The organism is Rhodococcus sp. 05-2255-3B1 (assembly GCF_002258545.1).
In the GTDB taxonomy this organism is placed as follows: domain Bacteria; phylum Actinomycetota; class Actinomycetes; order Mycobacteriales; family Mycobacteriaceae; genus Rhodococcoides.
This window is the reverse complement of record NZ_NOZC01000027.1, coordinates 321310-345092: the sequence shown is the minus strand read 5'-3', so window position 1 is coordinate 345092 and position 23783 is coordinate 321310. Positions and strand designations below refer to the sequence as shown.

Here is a 23783-nt window from a genome sequence, read left to right as displayed (position 1 = left end):
GTTCACGTAATCAGATTTTTACGCACGAATCGACCACAAACGCCGACACGCGTGCTTACTATGGTCCAAGCCACAGTTTCAGGCGGTAATCCCGTCGCTGGACAGGCTCAGCGGAACAGCGAGAGAAAGTTACTCATGACCGATCAGCAACCATTCGAGTGGCCGGAGTCGGTGTGGCGATCCCACGTCGAAAAAGTCCGAGCCGGCGCTTCGCTTCTCGACGCCGATACACACCCACGTTGGCCGGGCGGCGCAACGTGCGCCGTCGCGCTCTCGTTCGATTCCGACCACGAGACGCCTTACCTTCGAGATGGCATGACCACTCCCGGATCGATGGCCCAGGGCGAGTTCGGAGCGCGTGTCGGGGTTCCCCGAATACTGCAGTTACTGCAGCGGTACGACATACCGGCGACCTTCTTCATCCCCGCCGTCTGTGCACTGCTTCGACCTTCGGAGGTGCCCCGCTACGTGGAGCACGGGCATGAAGTAGCAGTGCACGGTTGGATACACGAGCGCACCACAATGCTCACTTTCGAGCAAGAACTCGACCTGACCGCACGTGCTGTCGACGTACTCGAGCGCCAGAGCGGAAGCAGGCCGGTCGGCATGCGCACACCGTCCTGGGACTTCTCCGATTCGACGATGCGGGTGCTGCAGGAGCTCGAATTTCGTTACGACTCATCGTTGATGGCGGACGACGAACCGTACGAACTCGTCGCGGAGGGCCGAGCCACAGGCATTGCCGAAGTGCCGGTGGAATGGATCCGAGACGACGCGCCGTACCTGCTGATGGACCGATTCTCCGCCCTGCGGCCCTACACCTCTCCTCGCGACGTCGCACAGATCTGGATCGACGAGTTCGACGCGGCATACCAGTCGCACGGGGTCTTCCAATTGACGCTGCATCCCCATATCAGCGGGCACCGTTCCCGCATGCGGGCAGTCGCGCAACTCGTCGAACACATCGTTGCCACAAGCAACGTCTGGTTCACAACTCACAGTGGGCTGGTCGATCACCTCGCCCCCAACCTCTCGAACGAAGGAATCCCGCGATGACCGAACAGCATTCGGCCACGGCCCCTGCAGTGCAGAGCACCAAACTCACCAGGCGAGGCAAGAAGGCAATCGTCGCAGGAGTGGTGGGTAATACCGTCGAGTGGCTCGACTGGACCTTGTACGCGACGTTGGCCTCCATATTCGCGCCGTTGTTCTTTCCGCCCGGCAATGACACTGCCGCACTGTTGTTCGCACTGGCGGTCTTCGCGGTGGGGTTCGTCATGCGCCCGATCGGCGCGATGGTTCTCGGACCGTATGCCGACAAGTACGGCCGAAAGAAGGGCCTGGTCCTCACCATCGGCATGATGGCAGGCTCGTCGATCGTCATCGGAGTGACGCCGAGCTACGAACACATCGGGATCTTTGCGCCGATCATTCTCGTCGTGGCCAGGCTGATTCAAGGTTTCTCCGCCGGGGGCGAGTTCGGTTCCTCCTCTGCGTATCTCGTCGAGTCGGCGGCACCGAAGAGACGTGCGTTCGCCGGCTCCTGGCAGCAGGCATCCGTGGGGCTGGGCGTGCTGACCGCATCCGGGATGGGGGCGATCATCACCTCGACGATGTCGCCGGAGGCAGTGACGTCCTGGGGATGGCGACTGGCTTTTGTCCTGGCCGGACTGTTCGGCTTGGCAGGGCTGTGGTTGCGATCGACGGCCGAGGAGACCGAAACATTCGAGCGCGCTGCCGAAGCCGACGCAGCCAAGGAAGCCCCCCGTCGCAGCGCCGTATTCGCCATGTTCGCAGAACACCCCCGCGCGACAGCACGGGTCTTCGGCATCACCATCGCCGGCACGCTGCTCTACTACCTGTGGATGTCCTATCTCCCCGTATACGTCTCGGTCAACTACGACATTCCTCTGAGCCGAGCACTGACTGCCAACGTCATCGCGTTGACAGCCTTCATCGTCTGCCTCCCCTTCGCTGGCATCGTCTCGGACAAACTCGGCCGCAAGCCCACGATGTCCTTCTTTGCAGCAGGGTTCGTCGTCTTCTCCTGGCCCGCATTTCATTTCCTGAACGGTGAGTTCTGGAACCTGCTCATCATCGAGCTCATCGGAGCGTTCTTCCTCCTGGGGTACTCCGCGAACGCGGCCGTCATCATGTCCGAACAGTTCCCGGTATCGATCAGGGCCACCGGAATCGGTGTCCCCTATGCCCTCGCGGTTGCGGTATTCGGTGGCACAGCACCGTATGTCATCACATGGTTCCGATCCAACGAACTACAGAACTACATCTGGATCTACTGCATGTGCGCGGCCGCCGTCGGCCTGTTCGTCTATCTCACCATGCCCGAGACAGCCGGAAAGGAACTCGACTGATGCGACACGTTCTCGTGACGGGCGCGGCGAACGGAATCGGTCGCAGCATCGCGACGCGGTTCGCGCGCGACGGAGCATTCGTGACGATGGTCGACCGACCCACCAGTGCCCTCGCCGACGCTGCCGCCGACATCGGTTCGGAGACAGGCACTGCGCACACCCGGACGATCGGCGTCGATCTCACCGATGCCGCCGCGTGTACCCGAACCGTCGACGGCGTCTTCACGGATCGAGCGATCGACGTTCTCGTCAACTGTGCGGGCATCTATCCGGCGACCCCATTTCTCGATCTCGACGCCGACACATGGGATTCGGTGCAGGCACTCAACGTTCGCGCTCCGATGCTCACCACTGTGGCGCTGGCACGGAACGCCGTCGCCGCATCGACCCACGCCTCGATCGTGAACATCTCTTCGGGCGCGGCGCTGCGTGCACGACCCGGCGCAGCACCCTACTGCAGCTCCAAAGCGGCACTCGAAATGCTCACCCGTGCATCGGCACTCGAACTCGGACCGCATGGTATTCGCGTCAATGCCGTGGCTCCTGGATTCGTTGCCGTCGCCAGCGACGTCAATCCTGTCAGTGGGCGTTACGCCGACGCCGTCTCGAGAAATCCTCTCGGCCGAAGCGGAACCCCCGAAGACATCGCACACGCGGTCGTCTGGATTTCCGGACAGCACGCCGAGTGGATCACCGGTGAAGTGCTGCGCGTCGACGGTGGTGCGTCCACCGGAGCTGTCGACCTACCGCTGCACTGGAATTGATCGCTTCTCATCACAATGCATTCATCACCATGGAAGGTAACTCAGCTGTGACCGCACATCGCTACACCGTCGTCGGCGCAGGTGCCATCGGCGGCACTCTCGCCACGTACCTGCACGACGCCGGCTGCCCGGTTCAACTCGTCGACGCCGACGTGGCCCACGTGGAGGCCATTCGCGCGAGGGGTCTCGAACTTCGAACTCCACAGGGCACCAGACGGACCGAAATTCCTGCATTCACCCTCGACGACGCACCCGAGGAACTCGGTGCCGTGCTCTTGGCCGTCAAGACGCAGGCCACCGCCGGTGCAGTGAACTGGATCGCCCCGCGGCTGTCCCACGAGGGATTCGTCGTATCGATGCAGAACGGGATGAACGAGGAGCTGATTGCCTCGATCGTCGGGCCCGAGCGCACAGTCGCAGCGTTCGTCGACCTGTTCGCCGACGTTGTCGAACCAGGAGTTGTCGTCGACGGCGGAGCCGGGGCAATCGCACTGGGCGAGTACATGACGACCGCGAGCAACGACCGTGTGCAAGGACTCGCGCACGATCTCAGACTGTGGGGCGAACCCATCGTCAGCACCAATGTCAACGGCTACCTCTGGTCCAAACTCGGTTTCGCAGCAATGCTCATCGCGACCGCAGTTGCCGATGTCGACATGAGCGAGCTCGTCGACCGACACCGGCCGGCCATGAACGCGCTGGTCGCCGAAGTGTTCGACATCGCGCGCACGCAAGAGGTCACGCTGGAGAGCTTCGATGCTTTCGACCCGAGCGCCTACCGACGCGATGCGTCCCACTCCGCCAACAAGAAGGCCACGGATGCACTCGTGCAATGGCTTTCGCGTCAGTCCAAGACTCGGTCGGGAGTCTGGCGCGATATCGCTGTGAAGAAGCGGCCCACCGAAGTACGGCCACAATACGAACCGGTGCTTGCGATCGCCGATCGTGAGGGCATCGCTGCGCCTGCTCTGCGGCGTCTGCTGTCTCTGATCGACCAGTTGGAGAACGGCACTCTCGAGATGTCCGAACAGCATCTTGCAGATCTGGATTCGCTTGTCGCAACGCAACCACAGGGCGCTCAGTGAGTTCCGCATCGTCGGCGTCTGCCTGGCTCGAAGAGCGACGAACCGACATGGTCGACGATCTTCGTCTGTACGTGGAACACGAAACTCCCTCGGATGACAAGCAATTGCTCGACGAGGGCCTGACGTGGGTCCGTGAATGGATTGCCGAGCGACTACCCGACGCGAGCGAAATTCGGTTCGTGGATGGCGCAGAATTCGGCGACGCTGTCATCGTAGACATCCCGTCGCCCACACTCACGGATCGATTCGTGAGTGCGCTGTGCCACTACGACACCGTCTGGCCGCGCGGCACCGGGCTGATGTGGCCCGTTCGAATCGACGGCGACATGTTGACCGGGCCAGGCGCGTTCGACATGAAGGCCGGCTTGGTGCAACTGGTGTGGGCGATCAAATGCGCCGACACCTGCGGTCTGGCTCGCCCCAACGTGCGGCTGATCCTGACCGGCGACGAAGAAATCGGCAGCCCGACCTCGAGGTCGTTGATCGAAGAGGAAGTCGCCGGATCCGAGGCCGTTCTGGTCTTCGAGGCAAGCGTCGACGGGGCGGTCAAGACATCCAGGAAAGGCGTCGGACTGTTCACGATCACGGTGGATGGCGTGGAAGCTCATGCCGGCCTGGATCCGGGTAAGGGTGTGAGCGCCATCGACGAGATGGCCAGGGTCGTGCGCGCCTTGCACGATGTCAACGATGCGGGGTCCGAAACGACCGTGAACGTCGGGACCATCAGCGGCGGCAGCCGCGCGAACGTGACGGCTGGTTCGGCGACTGCCGACATCGACGTGCGCGTGGACAGCAACGAGGAGGCGCGCCGCGTGGACGAGCTACTGAGCGCGTTGGCCCCGTCCAGGCCGTCCGCCCGCATCACCGTGAGCGGCGAATGGAACAGGCCCGTCATGGCTCGAACCGCGGGAACCGCGCTACTGTACGACGAAGCGCGCAAGGCCGCGGCCGAGTTGGGATTCGAATTGCGAGAGGCCGCCGTGGGTGGTGCAAGCGACGGCAACTTCGCTGCTGCACAGGGCCTGCCGGTACTAGACGGTCTGGGCGCGGTCGGCGGTGGAGCTCATGCGCGCGAGGAATGGGTCAGCCTGAACGGCATGATCGAACGTGCAGCACTGACCGCTGTGTTGCTGGACAGCTTGCTGGATTCCGACCCGAGCCCATCGCGAGCGCGGAATGCCGACAACGACCGGCACCACCCCGGCCTGTCACGAAACGGAAAGTGAGTGTGTCCATGACGATGGGAACGAGACGCTTCGCGCAGGTCGATGTCTTCACCAGCGAGCCCTACCGCGGTAACCCGGTAGCTGTGGTGCTCGAAGGGGACGGTGTGGACGACGACACCATGGCGCGTTTCGCCAAATGGACGAACCTGTCCGAGACGACATTCGTCCAGACAGCGACGACGCGCGACGCAGACTACAAACTTCGTATCTTCACACCCGGCGGGGAGATTCCGTTCGCAGGCCATCCGACTCTGGGTAGCGCACACGCCTGGCTTGCGTCCGCGGACGACTCGTCGAACCGAAGTCAGATCGTGCAAGAATGTGGAGTCGGGTTGGTGACCGTCAAGCGCGACGGATCGGCATTGTCGTTTCGAGCGCCGAACCCGGTCAAGTCCGGCCCGCTGGACGAGGAATACCTCGAACACATCTGTGCTGCCTTGAGAATTCACCGCGACAGCATTCTCGATCACCAGTGGGTGGACAACGGCCCCGGATGGGCTGCCGTGCGTCTGTCCTCCGCCTCCGAAGTACTCGAACTCGAACCCGACGAGACGCTGATGAAGGACCTGATACTGGGCGTCGTCGGACCTCACCCCGATGGTTTTGCCCAGCAATTCGAGGTACGCAGCTTCGCGCTACCGCTCGGCATCCCCGAGGACCCCGTGACCGGCAGCCTCAACGCCGGCATCGGCCAATGGCTGATCCGCAGCGGGGTGGCACCCTCCTCCTACCGGGCACGGCAGGGGACGGTACTGGGTCGACACGGGATCATTTCGGTGGCCGATTCGTCCGACGGACTATGGGTCGGAGGGGAGAGCGTGACGTGCATCGACGGCAACGTGAGTCTGTGACACGCCACCGTGCAGCGAATACTTTCTCGCACAGCATGATCGACGTAAGTGCGCCGGAATCCTTTGCAGCCCAGCACCTCGAGAGACAACCTACCCAAGCACGGTTGGCTCTCCTCGACTCACACACATTGGAGCAATCCCTATGAACTCGATTCGTACGCGGCTCGCCGAACTCGGACTGTCGTTGCCGTCTGCGGTACCCCCGCTGGCCGCCTACACCCCGGTCGTCATCGATGGCACCCACCTCTATGTCTCCGGTCAGGTGCCCATGGTCGACGGGGCCCTACCTGCAACAGGGAAGGTCGGCGACGCCCCGGGTCTGGTCAGCCCTGCGGATGCTCGACGGTACGCAGGCATTTGTGCTCTCAACGCCCTCGCTGCGGTCCAGAACGCCGTCGACTCGCTCGACCGGATCACCCAGGTGGTCAAAGTGGTCGGTTTCGTCGCCTCCGATCCGAGTTTCACCGCCCAAGCCGACGTGATCAACGGTGCCTCGGAGCTGCTCGCAGATCTGTTCGGCGACCGAGGCGTCCATGCGCGCTCCGCCGTCGGAGTGGCCGTTCTCCCCTTCGATGCACCGGTGGAAGTCGAAATGATCCTGACCTTCGAATGACAGACCGGGACTCGATGGCGATGTGCCATCGAGTCCCGGTCTGCGTGCGCGGAGACAGGGCGACGCGTTGTTGCAGAAGCAGCGGCGGCGTCGATCGCCGATCAGTCCAGATCGACGAGCTCCCGGCCCATCTCGCGGGCAGGACCTGAGCCCGACTGCGGCACTTCGTCTCTCAGGCGTGTGTCGGCCAGGCTCGCCAGAAACCTCGACACATCGGGCAATATTCTGTCGTCGAAGCGAGCCTCGGGCGAGTGCAACGGAGCCCAATTCGACCCGTTGGTCTCCGGTGCCCCCGCGCCGACATGTCCGAATGCACCCGGGACCTGCGCCAGAATTTTGGCGAAGTCCTCGGACCCGGTGCGTGGGTTCTCCAATTCCTCGAACCGTGATTCACCGAAGAGCGACGTCGCAGTGTGTCGCCAATGCGCAGCGCTTGCGACATCGTTGACCACCGGCGGAAGCTCCAGCGCACGTGTGACCTCCGCAGTCAGTCCGTGGGCTCGGGCGATGTTCTGAAATAATTGCGGCACATCATCATTCACCGATTCGAGTACATTCGGCGAGAAGGATCGGACGACGGCGGAGAACCGTGCATGATCCGGTATGACATTGGGCGCCGAGCCGGCATGAAATTCTCCGACAGTAGCGATCACTGGGTCGAAGACATTGAACCTTCGAGTCACGAATACCTGCAGGGAAGTCACCATTTCAGCTGCAACGACGATGGGATCCAGCGCCTGGTACGGCCGAGAACCGTGTCCCCCCGCCCCGGTGACCACGACATCGAACTTGGTGAACGCTGCCATATAGGATCCGGGACGACTGAGAAACGTTCCAGCCGGCGAGTCCGGTGCCATATGCAGTCCATACGCCGCCACCGGTCTCGAGCCAGTCCGTTCGAGTATGCCCTCGTCCAGCATCAGTTGCGCCCCATCACCTCCTTCCTCTCCGGGTTGGAACATGAACACCACGTCACCTGCGAGTTCGTGTTGGTTCTCGCTCAGCAGGTGTGCTGCACCGACCAGGGCAGCACTGTGCATATCGTGGCCGCACGCGTGCATCGCGCCGTTGTCAGCGGAAAACGGCTCCCCACTTTTCTCGACGAGGGGCAGCGCATCCATGTCGGCCCGGAGAAGAACCGACGGCCGACCTGCCCCGGCTGCGATGTTCCCCCCTCGGAGAACAGCACTGATCGATGAAAGGGCGGCCCCGACCTCGATATCGAGATCGAGGTCGGACAACGCGTCCAGAATGAGCCTCTGAGTGTTGGGCAGGTGTAGACCGACCTCAGGTTCGTGGTGAATCGAACGGCGAAGCCTCTGCAGGTCCGGCACTGACATGAAAACTACTCCCGTACTCTTGTCTACTGATTACGCATGGTGGACCCTGAGAGGCCGATTCATCGGACTCGGGACAAGAACATCTGAGTTCGTTGCTCGGACGGATGGTCGATGACCTGCGACGGTGTTCCCTGCTCCACGATGACTCCGCCATCCATGAACACCACCCGATCGGCCACTTCACGTGCAAACGAGATTTCGTGAGTGACAACGATCATCGTCAGGCCCTCCAGCGCAAGGGACTTCATGGTCGACAGCACCTCGCCCACCAGTTCCGGGTCCAGGGCCGAGGTCGGCTCGTCGAACAACATCAACTTGGGCTCCATCGCAAGAGCTCGGGCGATGGCCACTCGCTGCTGTTGACCGCCGGACAGCTGCCTCGGATAAGCGTTTTCGCGTCCTTCCAGACCTACCCGCTGGAGGAGCTCTCGCGCAATGATCGATGCCTCTTTGCGTTTCATGTGTTTGACATGGACCGGCCCTTCGATGATGTTCTCGAGGACCGTCATGTGGGAGAACAGATTGAATTGCTGGAACACCATTCCGATCTTGCTGATCTGCAGCGCTCTCGATCGGTCCGACCGCTCCTGCATGCCGCCTTTGGAGGTCACTTCGAAACCCACGTCGACTCCATCGACCGTGATTCGACCACCTGTGGGTTTCTCCAGCATGTTGATACAACGAAGCAGAGTGGACTTTCCGGACCCCGATGGCCCTAGAATCACTACGGTTTCGCCGGTACGAACCGACAGACTGATGTCCTTCAGGACCTCGACGCCACCGAAGTGCTTGCGCACCGAGTTGGCTACCAGCACGGGCGCGCCTGGATGCGACACTGCGGGCTCGAGGCTCACTTCATGAGTCGACATTGCATATCTCCCTTGGCTTTTTGCGATTGCACACTAGACCCGACCTCGAGACCGCTTGGGTCGTATTCGGAGAAAATCGAACCAGCTGGACGACGTCCTGGCATCGCTGCGCCCGTAACGCTTTTCGAGGAAGGATTGGCCGACGTACAACACCGATGTGATGATCAAGTACCAAACGCAGGCCACGATGAGCAAGGGAATGGTCTGGAATGTTCTGTTGTATATGGACTGAGCGGTATACAGCAGATCGGCCAGTGCGATGACGCTGACGAGCGACGTCGCTTTGACCATGCTGATTATTTGATTTCCGGTCGGCGGAACGATGAACTTCATCGCCTGCGGAAGGATGATCCGTCGCATCGTCTTGGACGGCGTCATACCTATGGCATGGCCGGCTTCCAACTGTCCCGGGCCCACAGAAAGGATGCCGCCTCTGATGATCTCCGCCATGTACGCGCCTTCGTTCAGGCCCAACCCGAGGATCGCGGCGAACAGCGGGGTGATGAGGGAGTTGGTATCGAACGCGGCGAACTCGGGACCGAAGGGAATACCGATCGAAATTCTCGGCAGCAGAGCCGACAGATTGTAGAAGAAGATCAACTGCACAAGAGTCGGAGTTCCCCTGAAGAACCAGATGAACGCGCCGGCAACGGACTTGAGCAGAACATTTTCGGATATTCGGCAGACAGCCAGAAGTACGCCGAGCACCACGCCGATGATCATGGCGATGACGGTCAGACCCAGGGTGATGCCCAGTCCCTTGACAATGGCCTCGCTTCGGACATACAACCCCACCGTCGACCAGGCGAAATTCGGGTTGGTCACGATGAAATGGATGAACTGTGCAAGCAGCACAGCCACGACTGCTGCGCTGACCCATCGCCACGGGTGTCTTCGCGGCACAGCGTGTACAATATCGAGCGGCGAATCGATTCCCGGTGAAGACTTGCGGTCCGTCAGACTGCCCATCATTTCACGGCCCTATTTATCTCGATATTCTCTACAGCGTTTTCCTGCAGATTCCATTTGGTCATGATCGCGTCGTAGATCCCGTTTTCCTTCAGGACCTCGAAGGCCTGAGCAAAGACATTTGCCAGAGGCGAGTCTTTCGGCGTGATCGCACCCTGATACAAGCTGTCGAATCCGTTTCCCTTTCCGACACCCGCCAGCTCCAACTGGCCACCGGCCTGGTCCACGAAGTACGTCAACGGTGCCTGAGAGGAAAAGAATGCGTCGGCCCGTCCGGACTGAACGGCCAGAATCGAACTGGGCTGATCCTTGTAGGACTGCACTTCGATGGCGTTCTTGCCGGAATCGGTGCATTTCACCGACTGTCCATTGATCACCTTCTCGGCGGAGCCCGCAGCCTGCACCGCGATACGCTTACCGCAGGACGTGTCGAGATCGGTGATGCCTTCCGGGTTTCCGGCCTTCACAGCGAATACAACGTGTTCTTCGATCCAGTCGATGAAGGTGCCCTGCTTCTGCCGCTCCACGAAATCCCCCTGAGGACCGAGGTCGATGTCGTAACGATTTGCCTGCAACCCGGCGAGAACTGTTGCTATTCCGTCCACCGTTTGGTGATCTATCTGAATTCCGAGCACCTGCCCCAGCGCGGTCTGCATATCTGCCGTAGCGCCGGTGACATTCGTACCGTCGATTATCACGTAAGGGGGAAAGGAACCCGTGTTGACCGACACAAGTCGACCGGAGGCCTGCACATTCTCCGGCAACTGGTCGTGCAGTTTCTGATCGAACTCGGCAACGGAAACGGTGACCGACTCGTTCGTTCCGGAAGTGAAGTTCACGTTTTCTGCTCCAGTAGGCTGAGTGCAGCCGGTCAAGAGTGCAACGCCCACGACCGGTGCGGCCAATACAGAGACTATTCTTTTCATCATTGTCCTTCGAGGTTGGATGATTGCAGTTCTGGATCGAGTGCATAGGGAAACAGTTCGCTGATGTCGAGCGGTTCGGGCATCAACTGTTGAGCTACCAATTCGCGCTGAAGTGCGTCGATCATGGTTCGCGATCTCGATATGCCATAGGGCATCCAGTCCTCGCCGAATGTCTGTACGGATCGAGCGATCGCCTGATTCTGCAACGGCAACACATCCTGTAGTTTGTGCCTTCTCTCGAAGCTGAGCAGTTTTGCACGCTCGAACAGGTTCACCAATTGCTGCGCAAACCCAGGTCGACTGTCCAGAATCTCGGTCTTGATGCCGAGGACATGGATTCCGGGAACGAATCCTGTTCCAGCGTAATAGTTGGCCTCTTCATCGTCCACGTCTCGATAGAGGGTCCGAAATTGCGACGATCGTGAGAAGAAGCCACCGGGCATGAACGGAGTCATCACTGCGTCCAATTTCCCTCGAGCGAGCTGCGACATCAGCGACTCGTCGTCGATCGAGTGCGTCACGTTCGCGGGCAGGGCGACGCCACCTGTACGGTCGAAAATCGGGTGGTCCGCGGTGAGACGCCCCAGCGTCCACTCGGCCTCGGACATGTCCACGCCGTCCGACCGCACGATCGCTCGCGTCCACACGTTCCCGGTGTCTGCCCAACCGGTGAGTCCAATGCGCCCATTACGCAGTTCGGATGCCGATTCCAAGCGCGACGACTTCGACGTGATGATGCATCGATGGCGAAAGCCGGTCATCAGGAAGATGGGGAGTGCAGTGATCGAGTGGTCGCCCAGCGCTCGTGCCCGAATGTATCTGCTCAACGATGCCTCCCCGCCGTCGATCGTCGGATCGAGCCAGAGATCGGGCGTCTGATCCTGGAGGACGAGGCGAACGCCCTCGATCGACACGTCTCCGAGCGCGACGGGAACAACGTGATCCCACCTCCGTGACGCAAGGTTCACTGTGGGCACCGGGCCTCCTTTAATGCTGAACTTCGATTGATGAAGGTAGGTTACGTCCGATGACAAAGGCCTGTTTTGTTACTGATCAAAAAGGAGAAGCGCTGTGCCGACTGGACATGAGCCCGCAGTTTCCGCAGCCTGGTTGTGCGCGCAGCTGACCGAGATGTCCGCACCCGAACTCGCGTCCTGTGTGCACAGGTTGGTCAAAACCGGTGACATTCCGCGAGGGAGCGCATTACCGACGGTGCGCGCGCTCGCCTCCCGGATGCACGTTAGCCCCGCAACTATCTCGACGGCATGGGGAATATTGCGACGCCAGAACGTGATCGACGGATCCGGACGGCAGGGAACATGGGTCGTCGACGGGCATTTCAAAGTGGGTCCGCCCCGCTACGAAACAGTGGGCAAAGAGTGGCGTGCCGGGGTGCTGGATCTGACGCTTGCCCCACCGGATCCGGCGTTGCTACCGGATCTGGCGACGGCCGTGCACCGGTCTGGAACCGAACCGGGTCTCAACTCGTACAGAAAAGAGTCGATCACCGATCGACTCCGAGACGCGGTCTCGCCCAGTTGGCCCTGGGAGACAAGCGCATTGGTGTCGGTGAACGGGGGATATCATGGCCTCCTGCTCGTCACCAGTGCCACCGTGGTGGCCGGCGACTACGTCGCCGTTGCAGATCCATCCGCGCCCAGAGTTCTCGACATACTCGACCACCTCGGTGCTCGGATGATCCCGATTCCGTGCGATAGCCATGGGCCGGATCCGGTGGCACTGAGCCGGGCATTGGAACGGCGTCCGGTTGCGTTCCTGTACGAGCCCCGCGCGAGTTCACGAATGGGAGTGTCGGTGAACGCGGCGCGAAGAGACGAGCTCGCCGGCATATTGAGGAAGACGGACCTGACGATCATCGAGCAGGACGACATGGGGGAAGTGTCCGACGCGATGTACAACGGCCTCGGACCGGTTTTTCCCGAGCGGACGGTGCTGATCCGTACCTACTCGAAATCGCACGGACCGGACCTGCGCCTCGCGATTGTCGGAGGTGCCGGTGAACTGGTCGGACGCGCCCACGATCTGCGGCAGTTCGGCGATCGATGGACCTCGCGACTCCTACAGAACGCGCTCGCGTGGATGCTGACCGACGGTGATACTCGAAAGCTGATCGCGGAAGCCAGAACTGAGTACAGAGCACGACGCGAGACGTTGGCCGCGATGTTTGCACGCGAAGGCATCACAGTCTCCCCCGGCGACGGATTGAGCGTCAACGTGCCCGTATTCAACGAACGCGCCTCGCTGCTCGCCCTGGCTTCTCACGGCATCGCAGCGAATGGTTCGTCGGGTAGTTCGATCCGCAGAATCGAACCGTCTCTCCGCCTCGCCGTAGGAGCCAGTTGGGAACTGCGCGATCAGATCGTGGCCGCGTACGCGGCGGCATCCGGTGCAGGTCGGTGACGTCATTTCAGCTCACTGAGCAGCGCCGATAGATGTCCCCTCTAGCACCCCTGGAACGCCGACGTCATTCGAGGGCCGAGAGCACGCCGTTGCCAATGCTGAGTTTCACGCCGGATGGCGGACACCGATTTGTTAGGGCCGAGCCCGAACGCAGGGCAATCGATTCCGGCCGCATCGTCGCCGAGGTCATCCGTGAACTGGGCATCGGCGGAGGACTGTTCGACTGTTGGGTCGACGACGAACGTCGGCGGATCGAAGCCGCCCCAGTATCCGGGGATCAGCCGCTCACGGCCGCGGATGCGGAACGCGCCGAGCTGGCAAGTGTATGTCTGTACTTCTTACCGGAGCAACTGGTCACATCTGCTCGACTGACCAGCGTCCCTCGTCGCTCAGGGCGGGGACGTCGTGGCGCTCGTCCGCAGCGACGCGAATGCCGAGCGCGCGTGACGGCCGCTGGCAAGGCCTCACGATCGCCTCGCAACCGGGAATGCTCCTTCCCTACTGACACCCGCGTCTGACGAGCGTTCGTGATTCCCGATCCAGAAAAACACCCGGTCACAATCCCCAACAGCCGATGCGAGCTTGGGACGCCTCGGGTAGACCCGCCTCCCGGCTGTACATCGGATCTACCTCCGATGCATTCAGTCGGATGGAGAGTCGAAGATGGCAACTGCTCGCGTCCATCCCGCCGAGGCAGCTTGTATTTTGACTGGGAAGCACGAGATCTCGAACCCGGTGTGAGGTAGTTGCTCGAGCCCGTTGAGCTTTTCGAGATGGCAGTAGCCGATTTCGCGTCCGACACGATGGCCTTCCCAGATGATGGACGGGTCGTGTTCGGCGGCGTACCGGACGGCGGTGTGCACGAAGGGGGCATCCCAGCTCCACGCATCGGTCCCGGTAAGGCGTACTCCCCTCTCCAAGAGGTAGAGCGTGGCATCGCGGCCCATACCGCAACCGGAGGCGACGTAGTCGTCTTGGCCGTAGCGCGCGCCGGCCGAAGTGTTCACGACGACAATTTCGAGCGGCGACAGTTCGTGCCCGATGCGGGTCAGTTCGTTCTCGACGTCGGTCGCTGTGGCGACGTATCCATCGGGGAAGTGCCGGAAGTCGAGTTTGACTCCGGGTTGCAGGCACCAGTCGAGGGGCACTTCGTCGATGGTCGCTGCCGGCTTCCCACCGTCCATCACCGCGGAGTAGTGGTACGGCGCGTCGAGGTGGGTTCCGTTGTGGGTGGTTGCGCGCACCCATTCGTATGCCCACCCCTCGCCGTCCGGCAGATCCTCCTTGCTCGCGTCGGGAAAGAACGCGAGTAGGTCCTTGACGGTGTCTGCGTGGGTGTAATAGTCGATGTGGGGTCCGAAGCCAGGAGGATCGGACGCTATTCCGGTTTGAAGCGGCGCGGAGATGTCGATCAGTTTTCGCATCGGTCGTTCCTTATTGTTCACGAGATCATGAGTTGCGGACTTTTCATTCACTGTGGGCACTGCCGATCAGTGGTCCACGTGGGTCGTGCACCGTGAGGTGACGCTGTCGGTGGCGTTCTCCCGGACTTCTCGCTGTTCGGTTGTGTCAGAGGTGTCTTCACGTCAGAACCCCGATGACAGCGGTTGGACGTCGACACCGGGAACAATCGTCTGGCGCACTTGCCCGAGTCCTTGACCGGTCAGGGTGACGACGTCACCGGGGCGTAGCCAACGTCCGAAATCGGCGAGCTCGGGGGTGCCGACGTGTTCGAGCAGACATCCGCCGGGGACGGTTCCCGAGCCGACCACCTCACCCGGGCGCAGATCGACCCCGCGCGAGACGAAGGACACGAGTTCGCCGAAGTCCCAATCCATTTCATCGAGGGTGCCGCGGGTGATCTCGTCACCGTTGACCGCGGCGGTCAGCTCGAGAGCGATCCGGCCGTCGCGCCGATAATCCTCGAGCTCGTCGACGGTGACCAGAGCGGGCCCGAGGGTGAGCGCACTGTCCTTGCTCTTTCCCATTCCGATGCCGAGGGCGAGATCGCGGAGCTGGTGGTCTCGTGCGGTCCAGTCGTTGAACAATGTGTACCCGACGATGTGTTTTTCGGCGGTGTGCGGATCGAGGTCGCGGCCACCGCGGCCGATGACCGCTCCTACTTCGAGTTCGAGATCGAACATGGTGCTGCCAGGGGCGACCGGCACGTCGTCGTAAGGGCCAAGGACAGATTCGGCGTTGGAGAAGTAGAACGCCGGGATCTGCGACCACGCCTCGTGCAGTTCTGGGCTGCGTCCCATCGCGCGATAACAGCCGCGAAGGTGGTCGAGGAAACACAGTCCGTCTCGCACCGACGGAGGCCGTGGTAGCGGTGCCAACAATCGCACCTGATCCAGCACGCGGGTTTCGTCGGGGGATCGTCTCGCCGACTCGCCGGCTTCGGTGAGGGCATCGCCGCCGGAGTTCAGAATCGAGAGCAAACTGACACCGGCGCGGAGACCGCGCACGGTCTCTCCGTCGATGATTCCGGTTCGCGGGCCACTGCCGGCGTCGTAAGTCACGAACTTCACCGGCTCCCCCTCCCTGTCGAATTCACCGCATCGATGCAGCGATGCACGGGTGAGCAGTGCCATTGTTCTGTCATCACCGCGCCACCACTGCCGTTGCTTGGATTGCCTGTTCGTGGAAACTGCGCGTGAGCGGCTCGATAGCGGTGAACGCACCCGGTGGGGTCCCGGGAAGTTCGCGACCTGCATCCCTGAGTCGGCCGAGGATACGTTCGGACGCTGCATCGACTTCCGCTGTCAGCGACGTCCGATCGGTCACTGTCAGGATCCCGTCACGTTTGACCACCCGACCGTCGACGATGACCGTGCGCACATCAGCTGCAGAGGTCTGAAACACCAGCGTGGCATAAGGATCGAGCACAGGATGCTGTTCGAGAGCGGGCCCACCGATGATCTGCAGATCGGCACGTTTGCCTGGCGTCAATGAACCGATGCGGTCACCGAGTCCCATGGCCTCGGCGGCGTTGACGGTGGTCCATTTCAGCGCTTCCCGCGCGGGAAGCGCGACTGCATCGGGCATCTGTCCTGCTGCGTTGATCGGGTCGGCTGCGTCCGCGCGTGCGCACGAGAGACCGAATCGTAGTTCGTGCCACAGGTCGCCGCTGTTGAGGGAGATCACGTCGGCCGAGAGTGTGGGGGCGATCCCATGTTGCTCGCAGCGCTGGAAGACCGGTCGACCGAAGCCCATGTTCATTTCCGTCTGCGACGAGATCGACACTTTGCCGCCGCTGCGTGCCAGGGCTTCCCATTCGTCGTCGCCGAAGCTGCAGCAATGAACGTGGACCATGTCCGGGCCCAGCAAGCCCAGTTGATCCATTTCGAGGATCCCGTTGCACAAGGCGCTGCCGAATACGCACCCGGCGTGGTTGACCAGCAGGGCTTTTCGCTCACGGGCGGCTGCCAGTTCCGAGACCGTATCCGCCCATGGGAGGCCGAAGATCTCCGACAACGAGACGCCCAGTGTGAGTCGCCCGTCGGACGCGAAGTACGTATCGGCGATGCGGTGGAAGTCTGCGAGACGTGCAGTGTGATCTCCGAATTGCGATTGTGCGGGGGAACTTTCGAAGAATCCGTAGCAGAACGATGCGCGTATGCCTGCTTGCAGCAGGCCCTGAACGGCACCGTCGGAGTGGTCGGGGGTGTTGTTGCAGTGCGAGAAGTCCAGCAAAGTGGTGACACCGCTGTTGAGTGCGTCGACTGCGCCGTAGAAGTTGCCCAACCGGACGTCGTCGGCTGTGTAGGCCGGAGAGATCCCCAGTCGCATACCGAAGTAGTAATCGCCGAGGGTCCAGTCACTGCAGACGCCGCGGAAGAGTGACTGCCATGTGTGCCGATGAGTATCGATGAAACCGGGCAGCACGATGTGGTTCGAGGCATCGATGACCTCGGCGTCGACGACCCCGAGGTTCGGTCCGATTGCGACGATCGTGTCGTCCTCGATCAGCACGTCTGCCGAGTCGAAGTCGCCGAGCGCGGGGTCCATGGTCAGGACTCGTCCGTTGCGGATCAGGGTGCGGTGCGTGCTCATTGTGACCTCCGGCGAAGTTGGTGGATATTGTGATCTGCGGCATTGCGCGTCTTCATCGAAGTATGCTGACCAGCACCAGCGAAGATCATCAGGCAAAAAGGTTGCGATCTCCTGGGCTCGGAAGGGCGCACGACGGTACGGACTCGGCGGTGAACATCTGTGGACATACGGTCCCTTCGATATGCGCTGACCCTGGCCGAGGAACTGCACTTCGGGCGCGCCGCCCAAGCTCACTTCATCGGCGCGCAACCGTTCGGTCGACGCATCCAGGAACTCGAACGCGAACTCGGGACGGATCTGTTTCTGCGCACCAGTCGCAAGGTGGAACTCACTGCAGCCGGCCGGAGATTCCTTCCGCGTGCGAATCGAGTGCTCGCAGATCTCGACGCCCTGATGTCGGTGCGTGAGGGTGAGCGTGCAGATTCGGTGCTGCGCGTCGGCGTCCTGGGATTCGGGCTGGCCGATAGCTGGTCGGCGACTCGTCAACTACTCGAACGGCACCACCCCCAGCTACAGCTGTCCTATGTCGAGCTCGATTGGGAAAACCAGTACGACGCAGTACGAACCGGAGAAGTCGACGTGGCAATCCTGCACGATGTCGGGGGGGCCGAGGACCTCCGAGTCGAGCAAGTGATGGGGATCGAACGATGCGCCGTCGTTCCCACCGAATCGGAACTCGCAGACGCAACCCGTCTCACACCCGATGAGATCCGCGACCGGCCGTGCATCAGACCGATAGGACAACCCGGCCTCACTGCGTGGGCAGCGGGCCGCTACCCACTGCACGGGGCCGAAGTGCGCTCGCCACTGAACATCCCATCGGCAGTAGCGATGTCGGGAACGATCGGGGTGTACGCCGAGCCCGCACGGCGCTACCTTCCGAACCCCGACGTCCGCTACATCGCGCTCGACGGGCCACCCGCAATCATCGCCCTGGCATCACGACGGCAAGACCACCGAGAGGGCACCGCCGCATTCCGCCGCGCCGTGCAAGCAACAACCACGCTCTACGACCTGGCCAGTACAACCGAGCCGCCCGATGACACGAGCACAGCACATGCGACGCTTTAATCGCCTTCTTCAGGAGTCCGAGCCGAAGCGTCAATGCCACCCGAGCTTTCAGAATCTCCTGGTCACCGATGCATTGGGCTCGACGAGCTATCGACGACGAATTGCCCTGCGCGACAGAGTGAGAGGCACCTGACTGAGCCACGCACAGCGGCACTTCGAACGGAGTTTTCAACCGGCCATAGCACGCAGACGATCAGGAAATGTACCGAGAGTGGTCGCACGAGCGACCGCGGGTACTTCTGGCAACCCCTCGCAGCTATTGCATGAAAGTGTCGGAGGTATCGGTGCGCAGGCGCTCCAGCGAGCTCGGCGACGGCAAGTAGGCGAGTTGATAGCTGGTTGGAACTGCTGCGATGTCCACCTCGTGGGCGAAGACTATCGGGGACCAGCCGAGACGGTGACTGGGCACATGCGTCGATGGTGGGCCTTACTTCGATCATTCGCCGGGTTGCTGCGCTACTACCTCGACATTAGCGTTTGCGAACTGAGCCCGGAGTACGTCTTTGCGGATCTTTCCGGTCGGGTTACGCGGGATTTCTTCGAACACAATATATCGCTTCGGGATCTTGTACCGGGCGAGGTTGACACCGAGCGCTGAGGCGAGTGATTCGGGGTCGACGGTGGAGCCCGCCGAGACCGTGATTGCGGCCAACGCCGACTCGCCCCATTTCTCGTCGGGCACACCGAACACCGCGCAGCCCTCGATACCCGGCAGCTCGAGTATCGCTGCCTCGACTTCCGCTGGATAGATGTTCTCTCCTCCGGAGATGATCAGATCCTTGAGGCGATCGACGATCGTGACGAACCCTTCGTCGTCCGCGACACCGATGTCACCGGTGCGGAGCCAGCCGTCGTCGAACACGTCCGCGGTCGAATCGGGCCGACCCCAGTACTCCTTCATCACGTTCGGGCCATGAATCTGAATCTCGCCTCGTTCACCGGGTGCCACCGTGCGCGAGGTGGCGTCGACGATTCTGACGTCGGTGAACGTGTGCGGTACGCCTGCCGTTCCCATCTTCCGTTCGGCGTCGACCGAGGTGAGAATCGTTGCTCCAGGACCACTTTCGGTGAGACCATAGCCCTGACACATCTTGATACCACGCTCGGAATACGCGCGCAGAGTCCGCGGAGGAACTGGTGCCGCCGCCACCACGATCCGTCGCAGAGCAGTCAGATCGCAAGGCGTCTCACGTGAGCAGCATGCTGCGCTGGTGCTCGAGCGCAGCGGCGATCCCTCGTTTGTGCAACAGCGCACCAACGCCGACGGTGGGCGCACCCTGTCGTGGAGCAATGACACGGTGGGTGGTGCGGAGCTCAACGACTCTCTCGAAGAGCAGCGACAGGCGTTTCGGAACAAATTCGGCCGAGACCTCGGGCCCAACGATCCGTTGTTCTTCGACCCAGATGCCGACACGCCGCAGGGGATCAGCGAGGAGACCCTGTTGACCGACGTGGACTCCCTGATCGACAAGGCCATCGCGGCAGGGGAGAACCCCGCCTACTTCCAAGCATGGCGCGACACCGGATTCTTACTCACCGAACACAACATGCACCTGTTCTCTGCCTCGGACATCGACGAATGGAACGACGCGCTCGAACAGCATTGGGACGAAGCGACATTCGGGCCATTCGACGACGCGCCTTAGGCCAGACGACGCAACCTAGCGGATGCGGGTAGCGGCGGACCAGTCGATGGGGCCAGTGGATCGTCGCCGAGCCAATTTGTCGTCTTCGTCCAGGACCCGCTGCATGGCCACGAAGTCGTAACTCGCGTCGCCTGGCGTTCGCCGGGAGCTGGGTGGCGTGTCGATGTACTGGATGGCCATGACATCAGGGCGATCAGCTGTGCCCAGTGTTCCGTCACGGACGATCAACACTGCGTACTCGCGGACTACGCAGCTGGTGTTCAGGCAACGAAGGTGAAAACGTGAACGATCAGTGGCGACGTCGTTTTGCGAAAGTCGGCTGTCCATCTCACCGCACCAAAGGCACGGAAAGTCCTCTCCGCGTTGGGTTCGGACCCATGGCTCAGAACCGGCGAGCCAGTCGTCGTACCTTCCATTGACTGTGCGGTGGCTCGTGGCACTCTGCGGGAAATGTGTGAGCGTGCGGACATCGGCTCTGCTGGATGTGCCGATCATGTTCCCGCTCAGTGCAATCACCGCGATCTCGCGGGCATCGCAGCCACTGTTCTCGCAGTACAGTTCGAACCGAGCAGTGTCCTCCCGTTCATCGCCGAAAGAGGCGATGAGATTCGGGTGGCCACAGCAGTAACAGACAAGTCGACGCTTCCGCTCTCGGAACCAGGGAGTTCCAGGCACTGCCGCGGGGAGCCTGGTGTCTACGGCCCGCATCGCGGAGGGGAACGGCGTACCTCGATTGGCGGCCTGGTGCAGGCGTGCGGCCTTCTTCTGAGCATTGTTTTTCGTCATCGTTCGTCCTCTACCGATCAATCGGCAATGTCCCGCACACACCGCCGTCAACGGTGAAGGTATGCCGCGGATCCAGAGGACCTAGCCCTCGAGTGCCGAAGAGCGATGCGGGCGCTCAAGTGGCTCGGGGTCAGCCACACGGCGTGGCTCTGCCCACAGAGTAGCCGGAGATTCCTGCGGCAAGCAAGGGCAGGGGAGGCGAGCCAGTGCTCGTTACCCTCTCCGCGTACGTATTTCGCGATGAAGACGGATGGCGGCGTTGTGGGCGGCTGGGCACTGTTGGCCGATGTACTGGCGTATCCCCATCCGTGTGAGCGTTGCGCCCAGACCCCGGAACTGGGTGTGAGCCATTGCTGCCAGGGCTCTGACACGCGCGGTGCAGAGAACGTTTGGCCACCGATTAGGAACCAACCGTCGATCTCGTGAGACGCATCCTGACGGCCGGCAACGGGCCGTCAGTAGCCGTCGGAGATCGCAAAGAGTCGGGCAGAAGCTTCAATCCGAACATCTGCAGACTGTGTTCACGTCAACGGGTCGCGGCGGCGTCAGAGCCACGGACTCTTTTGCATGGATGAGTGAATGCAGTTGCCTGTGCGCCATCCTGTAGAGGTAGTCCTATGAGAACGCAGGAGGACTTCGAGAACTGGGACAGCTTCGTCGAAGAGCAGGGGGTGGAATACCGCACCCAGGCTCACGAGCTCGATCGACGGTACGGCTCGGACTTTCTGCACTTCGTCTGCGCATGCGACTACGAGTACGGCTTCCATAATGTCGTCCCCACGGAGCAGCAGCGAACTGTCGTCGCCGAGATCTACCGGCGCTCGGAAGCTTTGGCCGAGATTGCCGACCACCATGAACGCCGGATTGCCACAGCACGAGAGCTCGGAGGGTACGTCGACGAGCTCGCTAGTACGCGGTCGACAGCTTGGCACCGATCATGCGGCGGGACGGTCCCCGATCTGATCGACGACGGGAGTGCCGAGTCGGCGCTGCAGCTGCTGGCTGGAGATCTTCTGGGCTTTCGACTTCTGCCTACTCACACTCATATAAACGCTGTGCTCGACAGCCATCCCGGTTACTCGGTGCTCGCGGACCGGCTTGCGGGTGACAAATCGCTAGTCGCCATCTTCGAGGAGGCTCTCGCGGGTCTCCCAGAGAGTGACGCTGATCCTTTCGTATCGCATCCGTGGCACGCGACCCTGCTGCCCCTGTGGTCGGACGGAACGTCGCAGACACTTCAGTTTCACGATTTGATCGGTGTCTTCGTAACCAACGCGCGCGTGTCCAAATACGCTGCCAATGATTGCATCGGGCAGGTACAAGCTGCTGCTGTCGCTGACCTTCGCCTCGCACGAGCCCTATCTGCAGGTGAAGTGGTATCTGTTCCGACCTATGTAGGTCTAGCCGGGGTGCGTCTCAGTGACGGAAACGATGTCATCGGACTCGAGGGAATGAGGTTGCGCCGCAGCACTCCCCTCGATCCAGGGTGCTTGAATGCGACCACACAGGTGTGGACTGTGCTCGAAGTCGATACTCCGTTTCGCCACTTGCGCAACGATATTCAGGACAGCGCCACAGATGAGTCGGGATTCCCGGGCTTTACGCCTCAGCGCGAGGAAGACACAGAGGTGATCATGGAGTCTCTACGCGCACAGGACGATCTCATGGAGCGGCTGCGGTTCGCATTCCTGCTTTCGTCGGGTCCGGACGAGGAGATCGTCACGACGGAGGTGTTCCGCGTTGTCTCCAATCCGATGGTGGGTGCATCGGCTGGCCAGCCATTCGATCTGCCCCACAACGCCTCCGCCGTCGAACTGTCCGAGGGCGTATCTGAAGAGCTCAATACCTGGTTGCCGAGGGTAAAAGCCATGCCTGACCAGCTTGTTCTTTCCATGAGGAGGCTTCTGCGAGCTGCAGCCGAACGAAGCGATCTCGTCGATAGCCTGATCGACGCAGTCGTAGCGTGGGAAGGCCTGTTCGGCGCAAATCCGGAAATCAAGTTCCAAGTGACCGGTGCCGTGTGCGTACTCCTCGAAAAAGATGACATGGACAACCGTGCTGAGCTGAAACGAAAGCTCGGAAAAATCTACGACATGCGCAGCAGCTTCGTCCATGGAGCAGTCCAGGTCGGTGACAAGAAGATGGCGATCGACACCGTCGCGCATCACGCATCCCAGGCGGTTTCGTTGGGCTTGAGAGCGTTCAAAGAAGTCTTGCTTCGGCCCGATCTAGCGGAAATCCAGGAGTCGAGGCTTCGTGCTCAGAAGGTTCTCCTCGGGTTCTAACTCTGGCACCGGGTCAGCTCCGTGCTCGACACAGTACGGGCGCTGCATCCGAACGCCGTAGTCGAGGGCGGCCGGACGCCCTTCCCTCGGGTGCCTAGACGTCAAGGGCTAACAGTAAACTCGTTCGTTTCGGTCGACGGCGTCAGCAAGATCTATCTCACCATCGTCACCGGCGTCGACAACGACGTCCTCGTCTACGAGCATCCACCCGAAGGATTTGCACCTGTTGTGGACGCAAATTCGTAACAAGCGACGCAGACGCCGTTGCACGGGCCAGAGCGTGGAGTCGTCCCAGCCCAGCCCAGCTCAGCTCAGCTCGTGAGGTGAGCTGGGCTGTTGTCTACCACCGGCAACGGCGCAGTTGTCGGCGCTACGAACTCGACACGGGAATCTACCGATGCAGCACGGTCAATGCCACTACCGTCGACCCATGACTGCACCAAGAAGTACAGCCCACGACTCAGCGCTCAAGACCATCGACCTACAGATTGCCTCCCTGTCGA

20 protein-coding genes are annotated in these 23783 nt (G+C 61.4%); 11 read left to right on the top strand and 9 right to left on the bottom strand.

Features of this window, described 5'->3' with window-relative positions:
• Nucleotides 1–135 precede the first annotated feature (135 nt).
• The 7 genes from CH249_RS16385 (at nt 136) to CH249_RS16360 (ending at nt 6911) form a co-directional block, all read left to right on the top strand.
• A complete protein-coding gene (locus CH249_RS16385; protein WP_094645577.1) occupies nt 136–1056 on the top strand; it encodes a polysaccharide deacetylase in 921 nt (306 codons plus the stop codon).
• Complete coding sequence (locus CH249_RS16380) at nt 1053–2372, top strand: MFS transporter (RefSeq protein WP_094683281.1); 1320 nt, start codon at nt 1053–1055, stop codon at nt 2370–2372. The genes CH249_RS16385 and CH249_RS16380 overlap by 4 nt, the downstream gene beginning before the upstream one ends.
• Nucleotides 2372–3136, top strand: a complete 765-nt coding sequence (locus CH249_RS16375) for an SDR family NAD(P)-dependent oxidoreductase (RefSeq protein WP_094683280.1) — start codon at nt 2372–2374, stop codon at nt 3134–3136. Before CH249_RS16380 ends, CH249_RS16375 begins: the two co-directional genes overlap by 1 nt.
• 47 nt (nt 3137–3183) lie before the next feature.
• On the top strand, nt 3184–4221 hold the full coding sequence (locus CH249_RS28225) for a ketopantoate reductase family protein (RefSeq protein ID WP_218828428.1): 1038 nt from the start codon (nt 3184–3186) through the stop codon (nt 4219–4221).
• Entirely contained in the window at nt 4218–5447 is a 1230-nt protein-coding gene (locus CH249_RS28220; protein WP_218828427.1) for a M20 family metallopeptidase, read from the top strand. Before CH249_RS28225 ends, CH249_RS28220 begins: the two co-directional genes overlap by 4 nt.
• Nucleotides 5448–5461: 14 nt before the next feature.
• Nucleotides 5462–6298: a PhzF family phenazine biosynthesis protein gene (locus CH249_RS16365; RefSeq protein ID WP_218828433.1), complete on the top strand. Its 837-nt coding sequence runs from the start codon at nt 5462–5464 to the stop codon at nt 6296–6298.
• Between the two features lie 142 nt (nt 6299–6440).
• Complete coding sequence (locus tag CH249_RS16360; protein WP_094683279.1) at nt 6441–6911, top strand: RidA family protein; 471 nt, start codon at nt 6441–6443, stop codon at nt 6909–6911.
• A gap of 101 nt (nt 6912–7012) precedes the next feature.
• Here the strand turns inward: CH249_RS16360 and CH249_RS16355 are convergent, their stop codons facing one another.
• From CH249_RS16355 to CH249_RS16335, 5 genes are all read right to left on the bottom strand, one after another.
• The gene (locus CH249_RS16355; RefSeq protein ID WP_094683278.1) at nt 7013–8251 is read right to left on the bottom strand and encodes a M20 family metallopeptidase; all 1239 of its coding nucleotides are present in this window, start codon (nt 8249–8251) and stop codon (nt 7013–7015) included.
• A gap of 59 nt (nt 8252–8310) precedes the next feature.
• Nucleotides 8311–9120: an amino acid ABC transporter ATP-binding protein gene (locus CH249_RS16350; RefSeq protein WP_094683277.1), complete on the bottom strand. Its 810-nt coding sequence runs from the start codon at nt 9118–9120 to the stop codon at nt 8311–8313.
• Between the two features lie 33 nt (nt 9121–9153).
• Entirely contained in the window at nt 9154–10023 is an 870-nt protein-coding gene (locus tag CH249_RS16345; RefSeq protein ID WP_256981015.1) for an amino acid ABC transporter permease, read from the bottom strand.
• Between the two features lie 65 nt (nt 10024–10088).
• Nucleotides 10089–10994, bottom strand: a complete 906-nt coding sequence (locus tag CH249_RS16340; RefSeq protein WP_218828426.1) for an ABC transporter substrate-binding protein — start codon at nt 10992–10994, stop codon at nt 10089–10091.
• 20 nt (nt 10995–11014) lie between these two features.
• Entirely contained in the window at nt 11015–11992 is a 978-nt protein-coding gene (locus CH249_RS16335) for a hypothetical protein (RefSeq protein WP_143544509.1), read from the bottom strand.
• 94 nt (nt 11993–12086) lie between these two features.
• Between CH249_RS16335 and CH249_RS16330 the strand changes: the two genes are divergently transcribed.
• On the top strand, nt 12087–13436 hold the full coding sequence (locus CH249_RS16330) for an aminotransferase class I/II-fold pyridoxal phosphate-dependent enzyme (protein ID WP_143544507.1): 1350 nt from the start codon (nt 12087–12089) through the stop codon (nt 13434–13436).
• Nucleotides 13437–14077: 641 nt separating this feature from the next.
• Here the strand turns inward: CH249_RS16330 and CH249_RS16325 are convergent.
• The 3 genes from CH249_RS16325 to CH249_RS16315 form a co-directional block, all read right to left on the bottom strand.
• Nucleotides 14078–14860, bottom strand: a complete 783-nt coding sequence (locus CH249_RS16325; protein WP_094645586.1) for a cyclase family protein — start codon at nt 14858–14860, stop codon at nt 14078–14080.
• 162 nt (nt 14861–15022) lie between these two features.
• Nucleotides 15023–15967: a fumarylacetoacetate hydrolase family protein gene (locus CH249_RS16320; RefSeq protein WP_094683342.1), complete on the bottom strand. Its 945-nt coding sequence runs from the start codon at nt 15965–15967 to the stop codon at nt 15023–15025.
• 73 nt (nt 15968–16040) lie between these two features.
• Nucleotides 16041–17492, bottom strand: coding sequence for an amidohydrolase family protein (locus CH249_RS16315; RefSeq protein WP_094645587.1), 1452 nt, complete (start codon nt 17490–17492; stop codon nt 16041–16043).
• A gap of 159 nt (nt 17493–17651) precedes the next feature.
• On the opposite strand from CH249_RS16315, the gene CH249_RS16310 reads away from it, so the two are divergent.
• Entirely contained in the window at nt 17652–18563 is a 912-nt protein-coding gene (locus tag CH249_RS16310) for a LysR family transcriptional regulator (protein WP_094645588.1), read from the top strand.
• A 436-nt stretch (nt 18564–18999) separates the two neighbouring features.
• Here CH249_RS16310 and CH249_RS16305 read toward each other — a convergent pair whose 3' ends face one another.
• Nucleotides 19000–19818, bottom strand: a complete 819-nt coding sequence (locus tag CH249_RS16305) for an AMP-binding protein (protein ID WP_256988348.1) — start codon at nt 19816–19818, stop codon at nt 19000–19002.
• Here CH249_RS16305 and CH249_RS28490 point away from each other — a divergent pair.
• Entirely contained in the window at nt 19775–20209 is a 435-nt protein-coding gene (locus tag CH249_RS28490; protein WP_256988353.1) for a hypothetical protein, read from the top strand. The two genes, CH249_RS16305 and CH249_RS28490, sit on opposite strands and share 44 nt — an antisense overlap.
• A gap of 1403 nt (nt 20210–21612) precedes the next feature.
• On the top strand, nt 21613–23280 hold the full coding sequence (locus tag CH249_RS16295; protein ID WP_094645592.1) for a HEPN domain-containing protein: 1668 nt from the start codon (nt 21613–21615) through the stop codon (nt 23278–23280).
• The last annotated feature ends 503 nt before the right edge of the window (nt 23281–23783 follow it).